Origin of the sequence: Streptacidiphilus sp. MAP5-3 (assembly GCF_041262505.1) — a bacterium.
Classification (GTDB): Bacteria; Actinomycetota; Actinomycetes; order Streptomycetales; family Streptomycetaceae; genus Streptacidiphilus.
The window spans coordinates 201,627-217,545 of sequence record NZ_JBGCCL010000003.1 but is presented as its reverse complement, the minus strand read 5'-3'; the positions used below and the strand labels follow the sequence as shown (position 1 = coordinate 217,545).

Genomic DNA, 15,919 nt, shown 5'->3' with positions numbered 1-15,919 from the left:
GACGCGCGGGTCGTCCGTCAGACGCAACGACGTGCCCGGCCGCTCCATTCCCCGGCGTTCCGGACCTTCCCGATCCCCGACCGTCCGTTCGGACGGTCCGCCCGCCCGGCTGCCAGGACGCATGAAAGGATGCCGGAACAGGTAGACAGGTAATCCAGGTAGACCACGGTTCTGCGGCGCGACCACCCCCACGCGCCCGCTACGTACAAGGGAGTACGGACGTGCCCGGCACGAATCTCACCCGCGACGAGGCCCGCGAGCGGGCACGGCTCCTCGATGTCGACAGCTACGCCGTCCAGCTCGACCTGCGCAGTGCCCTGGGCGAGACGGGCGTCTTCCGGTCGCGCACCACGCTGCGGTTCCGCTGCGCCGAGCCGGGCGCCGACTCGTTCGCCGACCTGCTGGCCCCGAAGGTCCACCGCGTCACGCTGAACGGGCGTGAGCTGGACCCGGCCGAGGTGTTCGACGGTTCGAGAGTCGCGCTGCCGGGTCTCGCCGCCGAGAACGAGCTCGTCGTCGACGCCGACTGCGCCTACAGCCACACCGGCGAGGGCCTGCACCGCTTCGTCGACCCGGTCGACGGCGAGGTGTACCTCTACACCCAGTACGAGCCGGCCGACGCGCGCCGCGTCTTCGCCAACTTCGAGCAGCCGGACCTCAAGGCGCCGTTCTCCTTCACCGTGACCACGCCCGGCCACTGGGAGGCGTTCTCCAACTCCGCCACCGGCGGCGACCCGGTCCGCAACGAAGACTCGTCCCTGACCTGGATCTTCAGCCCGACGCCGCGCATCTCCACCTACATCACCGCCGTCGCCGCCGGTCCGTACCACGTGGACCGCGACAGCTGGAGCCGTGAGCTGCCCGACGGCCGGCTGCTGGAGATCCCGCTGGGCGCGCTCTGCCGCAAGTCCCTGGCGCAGTACTTCGACTCGGACGAGATCTTCACCGTCACCAAGCAGGGCCTGGACTTCTTCCACGACGAGTTCGACTACCCGTACCCGTTCGGCAAGTACGACCAGGCCTTCGTGCCCGAGTACAACATCGGCGCGATGGAGAACCCGGGCCTGGTGACCTTCCGCGAGGAGTACATCTACCGCTCCAAGGTCACCGAGGCCGCGTACGAGGGCCGGGCCAACGTCATCCTGCACGAGATGGCGCACATGTGGTTCGGCGACCTCGTCACCATGCAGTGGTGGGACGACCTGTGGCTCAAGGAGTCGTTCGCCGACTTCATGGGCGCGTTCTCGCAGGTCGAGGCCACCAAGTACCAGGCGGGCTGGATCACCTTCGCCAACCGCCGCAAGGCGTGGGCCTACCGGCAGGACCAGCTGCCGACCACACACCCGATCACCGCGGACATCCGCGACCTCGAGGACGCCAAGCTCAACTTCGACGGGATCACGTACGCCAAGGGCGCCTCGGTGCTCAAGCAGTTGGTCGCGTACGCCGGGCGGGACGCGTTCCTGGAGGGCGCGCGCCGGTACTTCAAGCGCCACGCGTTCGGCAACACCACCCTGGACGACCTGCTCGCCGTCCTCGCCGAGACCAGCGGTCGCGGCACCGAGGCGATGGCCGAGTGGTCCCGCGCCTGGCTGCAGACGGCGGGCGTCAACGCGCTCACGCCCGAGCTGACGGTGGACGCCGAGGGCCGGATCACCGACTTCGCCGTGCTGCAGGAGGCCGCCGAGGAGCAGCCGACGCTGCGTCCTCACCGGATCGGCATCGGGTGCTACGACCTGGTGGAGGACGGCCGCCTGGTCCGCTCCGCGCGGGTCGAGGTGGACGTGCAGGCGGCGGCGCGGACCTCCGTACCGGACCTGGTCGGCAAGCCGCGCCCGGCGCTGGTGCTGGTCAACGACGACGACCTGACGTACTGCAAGATCCGTTTCGACGCGGAGTCGCTGGACACGCTGCGCGCCTCGCTCGGCGACATCGAGGACCCGCTCGCCCGTGCGCTGTGCTGGTCGGCGGTGTGGAACATGACCCGCGACGGTCTGATGCCTGCCCGCGACTACCTGGACCTGCTGCTCCGCTTCGCCGGTCGGGAGACCGACATCGGCGTGCTGCAGCAGCTGCACGTCCAGGCCCAGCTGACGCTGGAGCAGTACGTCGCGCCGGAGGGGCGCGAGGCCGCGGCGCAGGCCCTGGCTGAGGGCGCGCTGAACGAGCTGCGCGCCGCCGCTCCCGGCGGGGACCACCAGTTGACCTGGGCACGGTTCTTCGCGAAGACCGCGCACAGTGAGGAGGACCTGCGTCTGGTCTCCGGCCTGCTGGCCGGGACCGCGCGGATCGACGGCCTCGACGTGGACCAGGAGCTGCGCTGGGCGCTGCTCGCGGCGCTGGTCGTGGGCGGCGCCGCGGGCGACGCCGAGCTGACGGCGGAGCTGGCGCGCGACAACACCGCCAGCGGCAAGCGCCTGGAGACCGCCGCCCGCGCCTCCGCACCGACGGCCGAGGCCAAGGCCGAGGCCTGGCGCCTGGTAGTGGAGACCGACGAGCTGCCCAACGCGCTGGTGGAGGCGGAGATCTCCGGCTTCCAGCAGTCCTCGCAGCGGGAGCTGGTCGCGCCGTACGCGGAGCCGTACTTCGAGGTGCTGGAGAAGGTCTGGGCGGAGCGGTCGATCGAGATCGCGCTGCGCATCGTCAAGGGCCTCTACCCGTACCTGGTCGACTCGGACGCGACGCTGACCCGCACGGACGAGTGGCTGACCGAGCACGAGGACGCGGCCCCCGCGCTGCGCCGTCTCGTCCGCGAGTGCCGCGACGACCTGGCCCGCGCCCTGCGCGCCCAGGCCTGCGACGCGCGCTGACGGTCGGTCGATAGTCAGCCGGTAAGTCGGTCGCTCGGTCGGTAGGTCGGTAGGTCGGTCGGCAAGCAGGACCGGGGAGTCGTTCGCTCACCATCCGTTCGCAGGCGGACGGTACCAGGCGGGTAACGGCTCCCCGTCCGATCGACGGTCACCTCCGGCCCGCTTTCACACGACCTCTACCATGGCTCGCGGGGGCGGGCCGCCTCGATCTCCCTTCCCCGCGCTGACTGAACGCCAGTCGGTGGGTGACGCAAGGAGGACGGGGGCATGACCGACCAGACGCCGGACAACGGCGCCGCGGAAGAGCCGAAGGGCGCAGACCCGAGACCTGGGCAGGCACCCGCACAGGTACCTGGACAAGCACAGCAGCCTGAGGGCCCGGAGTTCGCGCCCACGTCGTACGCACTGCAGGCACCGCCGACGATGTCCACGTCGTACGCGCTGCAGGCACCGCAGATCCCACAGGACGGCGCGCCGTCGCTCGAGAAGAGCGCGCCGCCGGCCGGCGCTCCGTCGGGTGCGCCGGGTGGTGCACCCGGTGGTGCGCCTGGCGGTGCGCCTGGCGGTGCGCCCGGCTACGGGTTCCCGAACCCGAACGTGCCTCCACAGCAGCCCGCTCCCGGGGCGGGCTACGGCTATCCCAACCCGCAGCCGCAGCAGGGCATGCCGCCGATGGGACAGCCGGGGATGCCGCCGATGCAGGGCATGCCTCAGCAGCAGCCGCCGTTCGGCCAGCCCGGCTACCCGCAGGACCCGTACCAGCAAGGCCAGTACCCGCAGGGCCAGTACCAACAGGATCCGTACCAGCAGGGCCAGTACGCGCCGCAGGGACCGTACCCGCAGGACCCCTACCAGCAGGTCCCCGGCCAGCCGGACCCGTACCAACTGCCGCCCATGGCCCAGCAGATGCCGCCGATGCAGGGCATGCCGCCCATGCAGGGCATGCCTCCCGCGCGGTCCGGTGCGTCCAAGGGTCTGCTCTTCGGCCTGATCGGCGGCGGCCTCGCGCTGATCCTGATCATCGTCGTCGCGGTCGTCGCGTTCGGTGGCAGCGGCGGGGGCGGGGGCGGCGGAGGCGGCAACAACGGCACGCCGGCGCTCGCCGTCGGCTGGAAGACGGCCAACGGCACGGATTCGGGGAGCCTGATCGGCAGTTGGATCACGGACAAGGACCTGATCCGCGTCGGTGACACCGCGTCTGCCTACAGCCTCGCGGACGGCAGCGTCGCGTGGACCGTGGCACCGCCGTCCGGGGCCTCGGTGCCCTGCGGCATGTCCCCGACCGTGTCGTCCTCCGGCATCGGCACGATCGCCTTCGGCACCGACGACCACAGCTGCACGAACGTGGTCGGCGTGGACACCACCACGGGCCGCGAGCTCTGGAACCTCAAGCTGAACATCCCGCAGGGCGGCTCGGCGTCGGAGGTCAACACCTTCATCAGCGGCACCGTCGCCACCGTCACCGGCAGTGGCGTGATCGGCGGAGTCGACCTCACCAGCGGTAACACCGTGTGGCAGTACAAGCCCCGCGGCCAGTACTGCAACGACGACGCCTACGCCGGTGGCGGCGTCGTCCTGGTCAACGAGTTCTGCGCCGACGTCAACCCGACCTACGTGCTCACCGCGCTGGACGGGGCGACCGGCAAGCAGCTGTGGCAGAAGACCGAGTCCGACAACGTCATGTTCACCTCGGTCCTCAACGGCAACCCGTTGGTCGCGCAGCAGGACGGCAGCGGGGGCCAGCCGGTCACCAACATCTACGACAGCAGCGGCAACCCGACGCCGCTGACCGGCGGAGACACGATCAGGGCCAACGGCTCGGCGCGCAACACGCTCGTCGTGCGGATGCTGAACAGCACGACCATGCTGACCGAGTCGCAGAACAGTTCCAGCAACCCCGGCGTCGAGGCCGTCAACGTGTCCACCGGGCAGGTCCTCTGGACGTACTACGGCCAGAACAAGTCCGGTGCCACGCTGGCTCTCCTGTCCCAGACGAACGCCAGCGGCCCGATCTACGCGATCTCGCAGCCCTCGGACTCGTACAACGGCGCCGGTGGCTCCCTCGTCCAACTGGACCCGACTACGGGCAAGGCGACGGTCGTCGCCAACTTCCCGTCGTCGACGGACTCGACGTACTTCCTGGGCGAGACCGCTCTGGTCGCGCCGGGCACCGGGAGTGAGCGCCCCCGAGTGTACCTGGTCAACGAGGGCTCGGAGCTCCCGGAGATCCAGGAGCTGAGGTAACCCAGGCTCAGCTCAGCTCAGTTCAGGTTCGGGAAGGTCTGCCCCAGGCTCCTGGGGCAGACCTTCCCGCTTGTGTCAGCGGATAGTTGACGCACCTGCGTTCGGTCACTGTCCGTGTAGGTGCTGGTCACTGGGCGTGGTAGCGTCGGCTGCATACCAATCGAATAGTTGACCCCGGCAGCGCGCCAACGCTCCGGGGTCCGGCAGCAGGAGCAGTCACTCCCGTGCAGATTCATCGTAGCCCGCATATGCGCGGCTTCACGTCATTGCCCAACTACCTGTTGCAGGACCGCCGCCTGTCGTACCGGGCCCGGGGCGTCCTGACCGACCTGCTCTCCCGCCCGGACGGGTGGCGTGAGGACGGCCGACTGCTGGCCGACTCCTGCGTCGAGGGGCGCGGCGCCGTCGCCAGGGCCCTGCGTGAGCTTGCCCGCGCCGGGTACTACCGCGTCGAGAAGGTCCGCAAGCCGGACGGCAGCATCATCAGCGTGGCTCACGTGTACGACAGCCCACAGCCTCCGGCGCCGGGTGCCAAAAAGACGGGCTCCGGCAAGGTGAAGTCCGGCGCACCTGACGGCCAATCAAAGAACCAGGGAAAGAACCCCACCCTCCCCTCCCTCCTCCCGGCCGAGCCCGCCGTGAGCGAGGCCGACGAGGCGTCAGTAACGGAAGACAACGCGGCATCCGAAGCCGCCGCGCTTCCCGCCGCGCCTCCCGCTTCGGCTCCCGCTCCCGCTCCCGCCAAGGAAGTGCCGCCGGAAGTGCGGGAGGCGGCAGCCACGCTCTTCCGCGTGCTACGCCCCGAGCCACGCCTACGGCTCGGCATGACCGAAGCCCTTGCCCTGGCGCCATTGGTCGCCGAGTGGCTGGAACTCGGCGCGACCGAACAGGACCTGACGGTGGCGTTGTTGCCCGGCCTACCCCAACCCGTCCACGCCCCGGCCGCCCTCCTCCGCAACCGCCTCACCCGCAAACGCCCACCAGCGCCTGCCACTTCGCAGCAGCCCGCCGCCCCGGCCCGGCGCTGGCACGAGTGCGCCGAATGCGCCGCCCCCATCCCCCAACCCGGCATCTGCCGCACCTGCGCAGGCCTGGCCGCACCCCCACCCGCCATCAGCATCGCCTCAGCCGTGGCCATTCGCGGCGCCGCCCTGGCCCGAGCCGCCCTGCACGGCATCACACCGGCTGCGGCGACAGCCGCCTGACCTGCCGCGCATCCCAACGGGCAGGCATGGAGAGGCCCTTGGGCGATCACGAAACGCTGGGCCGACGGCCTGGCCGCTTGGTAGCGTGCCCCTGACGGCCTGTGGGGAACGGCAGTTCGGGGGCGGGGTCCGACATGAGTCAAATAGCCAAGGCGATCTCGGAAGCGGCGCAGAAAGCCGGCAAGAGTCTGGCGGAGGACTTCGCCAAGGCGTACCGCAGCATCCTCAAGGACACCGAGAGCGGAGCTAAGAAGGCCTCGGAGAACGCCGCCAAGAACGAGGCGGAGACTGCCGAGAGCCTGGCCAAGTCCGCCGAGAAGGACGCGCACGCACCCCACGTGGACGACCCGCATGCCCCCGGGGGCGGTGGTCCGTCCGATCACCCGGGCGAGGAAGGGCCGGGGGCGGGCCGTCAGCAGGCGTCCGATCCGCACGACGCGGGGCGTAGTGAGGACGCCGTGTGCCCCGGCGGTGAGCCGGTGGACATGGCCACGGGCCGGATGTTCATCGACCAGACCGACGTGCTCCTTCCGGGGTCGCTGCCGCTGAAGTTCACGCGCTGCTTCGAGTCCGGCTACGGCGCGGGTCGGTGGATGGGTCGACGCTGGGTGTGCACGTTCGACGAGCGCCTGGAGATCGACGAGCAGGGCGTTGTGCACCTCGGCGCCGACCGGGTCACCCAGGCCTACCCGCATCCGGAGCCGGGCCTGCCGGTGCAGGCGAGCGCCGGGCGGAGGCTCGACCTGGAGGTCGACAGCCGGGGCCGCGCGTACTCCTTGACAGACCGTCACAGCGGCGTGGTCCGGGAGTTCACCGTCCAACCAGGCGGACGTGCCGCTCTCCTGACCCGCGTCCGGGACCGCTCCGGCCGCTCCTACACGCTGGAGTACGACCGCGCCGGCACCCCGCTGGGCATCGACCACAGCGGCGGCTACCGCCTGCGGGTCACCGTCGCCGACGGGCGGATCACCGAACTGTGGCTGGCGGACGGCGCACCGGACGGCGGCGACCAACTCCTGCTCCGCTACGGCTACGACCGCGGTCACCTGACGCAGGTGTGGAACTCGTCGGGTCTGCCGATGGTGTTCGCCAACGACGCCGCCGGACGGATCACCTCCTGGACCGACCGCAACAACAGCCAGTACTGGTACGTCTACGACGAGCGCGGCCGGGTCGTGGACGAGGGCGGCGCGGACGGCAGCCTGCGCTTCCAGTTCCACTACGGCGAACCCGACCCCGAGACCGGCCTTCGCGTGACCACCGAGACGAACGCGCTCGGCCACACCACGCAGTATCACGTCAACGCCCGCTCCCAGATCGTCGCGATCGTCGACCCGCTCGGCAACACCACCCGCTACGAGCGCGACGAGTTCAACCGCCTCCTCGCCGAGACCGATGCGCTCGGCGCGACGACCCGGTACGAGTTCGACGCGTTCGGTGACCTCATCACCGTCACCCGACCCGACGGCGAGCAGACGACCGCCGCGTACGCCGGCGAGCTGAGCCTACCGACGGTCGTCACCGAGCCAGACGGCGCGGTATGGCAACAGACCTGGGACGAAGCGGGCCGACGTGCCTCGGTGACGGACCCGCTGGGCGTAACCACCCGATTCAGCTACGACGAGCAAGGCCATCTCGCTTCCATCACAGACGCGTTGGGGCAAACCACCCGCGTCGTCTGCGACCCGGCCGGACTGCCCGTCGAAATCACCGACCCTGGCGGCTCGGCCACGCGCATCGAACGCGACGCCTTCGGCCGCTCGATCGCGATCACCGACCCGCTCGGCGCAACCACCCGGATGACCTGGACCGTCGAGGGGCATCCGGCCGCACGCACCGGCCCGGACGGCGCGACCGAGCGTTGGGAGTGGGACGGCGAAGGCAACTGCCTCACGCACACCGACCAACTCGGCCAGACCACCACCTTCGAGTACACCCACTTCGAGACCCTGGCAGCCCGTACCACCCCCGACGGCGCGCGGGTCGCGTTCGCGCACGACGCGAACATGCAACTGGTCACCATCACCGACGCGTTGGGGCGGACTTGGGAGTACGACTACGACCTGGCCGGGCGCCTGACTGGCGAGAAGGACTTCGAAGGCCGCCGCCTCCGGTATGAACTCGACCCCATAGGCCGCCCGACTGCCCGTACCAACGCGGCCGGGGTGCGCACCACCTACCGCTACGACGTCCTCGGCTGCCTCATCGGCAAGGATGCCGGTGGGCAGACCACCCAGTACGCCTACGACCCGGCCGGTCGCCTGGTGCATGCGGTGGGCACTGACGCCGAGATCGCCCGCACCTACGACCCGCTCGGCAACCTCCTCGTCGAGACGGTCAACGGACGCTCCCTCACCCAGACGCACGACGCGCTCGGCCGCCGCACCCGCCGCGTCACCCCTGCCGGGCACGCCACCGACTGGACCTACGGCCTCGCCAGTCGCCCCACTCGCATTGCCACCCTGGCGGGCACCCTCGACTTCACTCACGACGCCGCGGGCCGCGAGCACACCCGTACCGTCGTCGCCACCGCTGTTGACCCGACCGGCCTGACCCTGACGAGTAGCTGGGACACCGCCGGACGCCTCATCGACCGTACCGTCCATGCCGGCGAACAGGTCCTCCAGCGCCGAAGCTGGCACTATCGCGCCGACGACAACCTCATCGGGATAGACGACTCGCTGACCGGTCCACGCAGCTTCGACCTCGACCCGGCCGGTCGCGTCACCGCCGTCCACGCCCGCGACTGGACCGAGACCTACGCCTACGACCCGGCCGGCAACCTCACCGAAGCCCACTGGCCCGCCACTGACGCCACTCGCCCCGCCGAAGGCCGGCGCACCTACACCGGCACCCAACTCACCACCGCCGGACGTGTCCGCTACGAGTACGACACCGCCGGGCGTATGACGCTACGTCAAGTCACCCGACTGTCACGCAAACCCGACACCTGGCGGTTCACCTGGAACGCCGACGACCGGCTCACCGATGTCACCACACCCGACGGTACCCTCTGGCACTACCTCTACGACCCACTCGGCCGCCGCATCGCCAAGCACCGCCTCGCCGAGGACGGGCACACCGTCGTCGAGCGCACCGACTTCACCTGGGACGGCCCGCAACTCGCCGAGCAGAGCACCCACGCCCCCTACCTGCCCGGCCCGCACACCCTGAGCTGGGACCACCACGGCCTGCAGCCCCTCGCCCAGACCGAGACCATCACCGCTCAGGACCAGATCGACCGGCGCTTCTTCGCCATCGTCACCGACCTCGTCGGCAGCCCCACCGAACTCCTCGACCCCACGTCAGAATCTGTCGCCTGGCGCGCCACCAGCACCCTGTGGGGCTCCACCACCTGGCCCGCCGCCAGCAGCACGTACACCCCGCTGCGCTTCCCGGGCCAGTACTTCGACCCTGAAACCCGCCTCCACTACAACGTCAACAGGTACTACGACCCTGAAACTGCCCGCTACACCTCCCCCGATCCTCTCGGCCTCACACCTGCCCCCAATCCCGAAACGTATGTCGAGAACCCCCACACCTGGGCCGATCCCTTCGGACTCTCCCCACACGTCGTTGCGGAGAACGACGCAGGTCGATTCGGAGATATGGATCCTGGCGTGGTGGGCGACGGGCTGACACCCCACCACATTCCGCAGGATGCGCTCCACCACATGCCGAGGGATGAGGGTGGTGCAATTGTGATGAAGGAGGCAGACCACGCTCTCACCAGGACGTATTGGAAGCTTGGGAAGATCACCAAGGCCGCGGATCAGAACCTGCCCTGGCGTACAGTAGTCGCGATGGACCTCTGGGACATGCGCCGGATCGGTCAGTTGCAGTACGGCGATCCCAGTTATTTCAACACCGGCATTCTTCGACTGCTTGCTTACTATCGCAAGGTTGGGAAGATGTAACAGTGGAGTGTTTCCATGCGTCGTGAGGTAGAAGATTTCGTCAGCGCCGGACCTATCCCTTCGGAGGATGCTTCTGACGAGGAGATCGACAGGTGTGGTGAGCAGTTGAAGCGAATTACCCCGCCGGTCTCGGACGATGAAGCCCAAGCTTTGGCGACGGCCTTCGGTCCCGACGACTGCTTCGGTCTTGCTTGGACGTTGTTGCACCTGATCGAGACGGCTCCCGGGGCAGCGACGGCTGACTATCAGCGGGATCCTGACAACTACTGGGTGAAGCGGCTCAATGCGCGCGTGGAGAACACTCGTGGCACGCGCGACACAGGCTGAGCCGTGTGCCCACTCGCTTTGAGGGAATCCGTGCGGACTTGACGCAGGGTCGGAAGGACTAGGCGAATGTGGAAGGAACTGGCCCGAGAGGTGTATCCGGAGTCCGGCTTCGTCGAACCTGCCACGCCGTCAGCTCTGAATGATGCCGAGCGAGTGCTGAGTGAGTCGCTGCCCGAGGAGCTGCGGAGCCTCCTGGCGGAGACCAACGGGATCCTGGCTCATACGAGTTCTCGTGCGGTGTGGCCGGTCGAGGAGATTGTGCGGCGCAACGTCAGTCTCCGGCAGGACGAGTCGTTGACTGCGCTCTACATGTCCTTCGACCCCTTCCTGTTCTTCGGGGACAATGGCGGTGGTGATCTGTTCGCCTTCGTCATCCGACCGCAGCGACCCGACATTTTCGTCTGGCAGCACGAGAGCGACAGCCGGAAGTGGGTCGCCCGCAATTTGCAGGACTATCTGCGGCGCCGCCTGGTACAGGGTGGCGATGACTGGTATGAGGGTTACTGACGCCTCCCGGAGCCTGCGCCAGTCCCTCCCGGAACGGTTCCGCCGCTGGCGAGGGCGGGGCCGAGCAGACAAGTCGACCTCTACGATGATGCCCCGCGCCGACTGATCGTCAGTCGGTGCGTGACGCAAGGAGGACGGGGGATGACCGACCAGACGCCGGGCACCAGCGCTGCGGACGGGAAGAGGGGCGCGGACCACCGTCGCGAACTTGCCGACCTCCGCCATGGCCGTCGATTTCCGCAATGGCACCCCGGTCGTCGTGCCGGCCGGCGGCTTCGCGCACCCCTCGCTGTACTTTCTCTCGTCCGGCACGGTGCATCCGGGCGTGCAGGAGTACAAGTGACTCTGAGCTGACGGGAGATTCTCGTCCGCTTCTAGCTCATGACGGCCCCGCGACAGTTCGGTCGCGGGGCCGTTTGCTGCGTCGACGGCCTCGCCAACGGGCGAACTTGGGAAAACAATTGGCCGATCTCGAAACGGCGGGCCGCTGACCCGACCGCTTGGTAGCGTGCCCATGACGGGAACGGTCGTTCGGGGGCGGGGTCGGCGTGAGTCAAATAGCCAAGGCGATCGCGGAAGCGGCCCAGAAGGCTGGCAAGAGTCTGGCGGAGGACTTCGCCAAGGCGTACCGCAGCATCCTCAAGGACACCGAGAGCGGCGCGAAGAAGGCCTCGGAGAACGCCGCCAAGAACGAGGCAGAGACCGCCGAGAGCCTGGCCAAGTCCGCTGAGAAGGACGCGCACGCACCCCACGTGGACGATCCGCATGCCCCCGGGGGCGGTGGTCCGTCCGATCACCCGGGCGAGGAAGGGCCGGGGGCGGGCCGTCAGCAGGCGTCCGATCCGCACGACGCCGGACGCAGCGAGGACGCGGTATGCCCCGGCGGCGAACCCGTCGACATGGCCACCGGCCGGATGTACATCAACCAGACCGATGTCACGTTGCCCGGCTCGCTGCCGCTGAAGTTCACGCGTTGCTTCGAGTCCGGTTACGGCGCGGGCCGGTGGATGGGTCGACGCTGGGTCTGCACGTTCGACGAGCGCCTGGAAATCGACGAGCAAGGCGTTGTGCACCTCGGCGCCGACCGAGTCACCCAGGCCTACCCGCATCCGGAACCGGGCCTGCCGGTACAGGCCAGCGCCGGGCGCAGGCTCGACCTGGACATCGACGCGCGAGGGCGTTCCTATTCTCTGACGGACCGCCAGAGCGGCATTGTGCGGGAGTTCACCGTCCAACCCGACGGGCGCACCGCTCTCCTGACCCGCGTCCGAGACCGCTCCGGCCGCTCCTACACACTGTCGTACGACCGCGACGGAACCCCGCTGGGCATCACCCACAGCGGCGGCTACCGCCTGCGCGTCACCATCGCCGACGGGCGGATCACCGAACTGTGGCTCGCCGACGGCGCACCCGACGGCGGCGACCAACTACTGCTCCGCTACGGCTACGACCGCGGCCACCTCACGCACGTCTGGAACTCCTCCGACCTGCCGATGGTGTTCGCCAACGACGCCGCCGGACGGATCACCTCCTGGACCGACCGCAACAACAGCAGCTACTGGTACGTCTACGACGAGCGCGGCCGGGTCGTGGACGAGGGCGGCGCGGACGGCAGCCTGCGCTTCCAGTTCCACTACGGCGAACCCGACCCCGAGACCGGCCTTCGCGTGACCACCGAGACGAACGCGCTCGGCCACACCACGCAGTACCACGTCAACACCCGCTCCCAGATCATCGCCATCGTCGACCCGCTCGGCAACACCACCCGCTACGAGCGCGACGAGTTCAACCGCCTCCTCACGGCGACCGATCCCCTGGGCGCCAATACTCGCTACGACTACGACGCGTTCGGCGACCTGATCACCATCACCCGACCCGACGGCGAGCAGACGACCGCCGCCTACGACGGCGAGCTGAGCCTGCCGACAGTCGTCACCGACGCGGCCGGCGCGGTATGGCAACAGACCTGGGACGAAGCGGGCCGCCGCACCTCAGTGACAGACCCGCTGGGCGCGGTCACCCGCTTCGGCTACGACGAACTCGGCCATCTCGCCTCCGTCACCGACGCGCTGGGGCACACCACCCGCGTCGTCTGCGACCCGGCCGGGCTGCCTCTCCGAACTGCCGACCCGACCGGTGCCATGACGAGCATCGAACGCGACGCTTTCGGCCGCCCGGCCGCCATCACCGACCCGCTCGGCGCGACCACGCGGATGACCTGGACCGTCGAGGGTCATCCGGCCACCCGCACCGGTCCGGACGGCACGACCGAGAGCTGGGAGTGGGACGGCGAGGGCAACTGCCTCACGCACACCGACCAGCTCGGCCAGACCACCTCATTCGAATACACCCACTTCGAGACCCTCGCCGCCCGCACCACCCCCGACGGCGCACGGGTCGCCTTCACGCACGACGCGAACATGCAACTGGTAAGCGTGACCGACGCGTTGGGCCGTACCTGGGAATACGACTACGACCAGGCAGGGCGGTTGGTCGGCGAGCAGGACTTCCACGGCCGCCGCCTCCGGTATGAACTCGACCCCGCCGGACGCCCATCGAACCGCACCGACGCGGCCGGGGTGCGCACCACCTACCGCTACGACGTCCTCGGCCGCGTCATCGAAATGGAAGCCAACGGGCAGGCCACCCGGTATGCCTACGACCCGGCCGGTCGCCTGGTGCACGCGACGGGCGCTGATGCCGAGATAGCCCGGACCTACGACCCTCTCGGCAACCTCCTCACCGAGTCAGTCAACGGACGCAGCCTCACCCACGCCCGCGACGCCCTCGGCCGCCGCACCCGCCGCACCACCCCGGCCGGGCACGCCACCGACTGGACCTACGACCCGGCCGGTCGCCCCACCGGTGTTGCCACGGCGGCGGGCACCCTCGGCTTCACTCACGATGCCGCAGGCCGCGAGCACAGCCGCACGGTCGCCGCCGCCCTTGCCTCGACCGGCCTGACCCTGACCAGCCGGTGGGACGCTTCAGGACGTCTCACCGACCGCACCGTCAGTGGTGGCGAACAGGTGCTGCAACACCGTGACTGGCACTACCGCGCCGACGGCAACTTGATCGGGATCGACGACTCGCTGACCGGTCCGCGCAGCTTCGATCTCGACTCGGTCGGTCGCGTCACCGCTGTCCATGCCCGCGACTGGACCGAGACCTACGCCTACGACCCGGCCGGCAACCTCACCGACGCCAACTGGCCCGCAACCGACGCCACCCGCCCCGCCGAAGGCCCCCGCACCTACACCGGCACCCAACTCACCATCGCCGGACGTGTCCGCTACGAGTACGACACCGCCGGACGTATGACGTTGCGTCAGATAACCCGGCTGTCCCGCAAGCCCGACACGTGGCGCTTCACCTGGAACGCCGAGGGCCGACTCACCCACGTCACCACCCCCGACGACACCCTCTGGCACTACCTCTACGACCCACTCGGCCGCCGCATCGCCAAACACCGCCTCGCCGACGACGGACACGGCGGCCATACCGTCGTGGAACGCACCGACTTCACCTGGGACGGTCCCCAACTCGCCGAACAGACCACCTACGCCTCATACCTCCCCGGCCCCCACACCCTCAGTTGGGACCACCGCGGCCTGCAGCCCCTCGCCCAAACCGAGACCGTCGCCACTCAGGAGCAGGTCGACCGGCGCTTCTTCGCCATTGTCACCGACCTCGTCGGCACCCCCACCGAACTCCTCGACCCGGCCACCGCCACCGTCGCCTGGCGTGCCACCAGCACCTTGTGGGGCTCCACCACCTGGCCGACTGGCAGTAGCACGTACACCCCACTGCGCTTCCCCGGCCAGTACTTCGACCCGGAGACGCGCCTCCACTACAACCTCCACCGCTACTACGACCCCGAGACCGCTCGTTACCTCACGCCTGACCCGCTAGGACTCACCCCCGCCCCCAACCCCGACACCTACGTCAGCAATCCCCACTCCTGGGCCGACCCCCTCGGACTCTCCCCACACGAAGGGGATGGAGGAAATTCCGATTTCTACACTGTCCAAGGGCCGGACGACGCGGCGCGACTGTTGTCGGGTGGGGAGCCCTGGCCTACCGAGCCCCACCGGGCTCACTTCGGCCCTGGGGTCTACGCTTGGGGAAGCCGCGCCGAGGCGGAAGCCTACGCAGCGAACAAGCCTGGAGCGCAGATCCTGTCGTTCTCCGTCCGCAACAGTGATCTTGCCGCGATGCGCCAGACGCATTTCAGCGCCATGTCGGATGATGAAGCCACAGAGTTCATGGAGTCCCACAGCCTGCTCTGGGATGGAACCCCCCACCATGGGCTTGACTACATCACCCGCCCGACGGCAAAGGGCACCGAAAACTACTTCTCTTCGTCCGTATCCCACCTCCTCCATTTCCGGTGAGGCATGTCCAGGACATACACATTCAAAGTCATCAAGGGATCATGGGGAATTCGCGTCGCCCTAACGGCCCGGGCCGACCGACGCGACCCATCTGGGGGCATGGCCAGTTCGCAGCGACCGATCCTGGACATCGAGGACGGGGTGAACCTATCCGCGGCAGAAAAGGCGCAACTCGCCCGCGGCTTCGCGTTCGCCGCTGACGAAGTGATGACGGTCTGCGCCCCCCAGGCCGTGACAGTCGTGGTGGAGTCAGTCTCCTATGTCGAATCGGACTATCAGCCCGAAGGTCTCGCGGTGGCGATCCTCAGGTGGCTTGAAGAGGAGTTCTGCCTCCCTGGCCACGATGTCCACGTCACCTTCGATCGGGATGCGAACCTCTACAGGTTCGAGTGGCCCAAGTGAGCGTCTGCCACTGCCAGACCGAGTTTGGACATCGTGACATCTTCGAGTGAACGGGCTCCGCGGTGGCCGTCGCTGGCGAGAACCTCAAATGCTGGGCATGCCGGGTAACTGAG

General features: G+C 68.9%; 9 protein-coding genes. All 9 read left to right on the top strand.

Annotated elements, in window-relative coordinates:
- Positions 1-221 precede the first annotated feature (221 nt).
- The 9 genes from pepN (at position 222) to ABH928_RS07195 (ending at position 15,806) form a co-directional block, all read left to right on the top strand.
- Positions 222-2,810 (top strand): aminopeptidase N, encoded by a 2,589-nt coding sequence (pepN, locus tag ABH928_RS07235; RefSeq protein ID WP_370063316.1) that lies wholly within the window; start codon positions 222-224, stop codon positions 2,808-2,810.
- 267 nt (positions 2,811-3,077) lie between these two features.
- Positions 3,078-5,054, top strand: a complete 1,977-nt coding sequence (locus ABH928_RS07230; protein ID WP_370063314.1) for a PQQ-binding-like beta-propeller repeat protein — start codon at positions 3,078-3,080, stop codon at positions 5,052-5,054.
- Between the two features lie 224 nt (positions 5,055-5,278).
- Positions 5,279-6,259, top strand: coding sequence for a hypothetical protein (locus ABH928_RS07225; protein ID WP_370063312.1), 981 nt, complete (start codon positions 5,279-5,281; stop codon positions 6,257-6,259).
- Positions 6,260-6,393: 134 nt separating this feature from the next.
- Positions 6,394-10,176: an RHS repeat-associated core domain-containing protein gene (locus tag ABH928_RS07220; RefSeq protein WP_370063310.1), complete on the top strand. Its 3,783-nt coding sequence runs from the start codon at positions 6,394-6,396 to the stop codon at positions 10,174-10,176.
- Between the two features lie 15 nt (positions 10,177-10,191).
- On the top strand, positions 10,192-10,503 hold the full coding sequence (locus tag ABH928_RS07215; RefSeq protein ID WP_370063308.1) for a hypothetical protein: 312 nt from the start codon (positions 10,192-10,194) through the stop codon (positions 10,501-10,503).
- Between the two features lie 66 nt (positions 10,504-10,569).
- The gene (locus tag ABH928_RS07210) at positions 10,570-11,010 is read left to right on the top strand and encodes an SMI1/KNR4 family protein (protein WP_370063306.1); all 441 of its coding nucleotides are present in this window, start codon (positions 10,570-10,572) and stop codon (positions 11,008-11,010) included.
- Between the two features lie 208 nt (positions 11,011-11,218).
- Positions 11,219-11,353 (top strand): hypothetical protein, encoded by a 135-nt coding sequence (locus ABH928_RS07205; RefSeq protein WP_370063304.1) that lies wholly within the window; start codon positions 11,219-11,221, stop codon positions 11,351-11,353.
- Positions 11,354-11,558: 205 nt separating this feature from the next.
- Positions 11,559-15,404 (top strand): RHS repeat-associated core domain-containing protein, encoded by a 3,846-nt coding sequence (locus ABH928_RS07200; protein WP_370063302.1) that lies wholly within the window; start codon positions 11,559-11,561, stop codon positions 15,402-15,404.
- Positions 15,405-15,407: 3 nt separating this feature from the next.
- Positions 15,408-15,806 (top strand): hypothetical protein, encoded by a 399-nt coding sequence (locus ABH928_RS07195; protein WP_370063300.1) that lies wholly within the window; start codon positions 15,408-15,410, stop codon positions 15,804-15,806.
- The last annotated feature ends 113 nt before the right edge of the window (positions 15,807-15,919 follow it).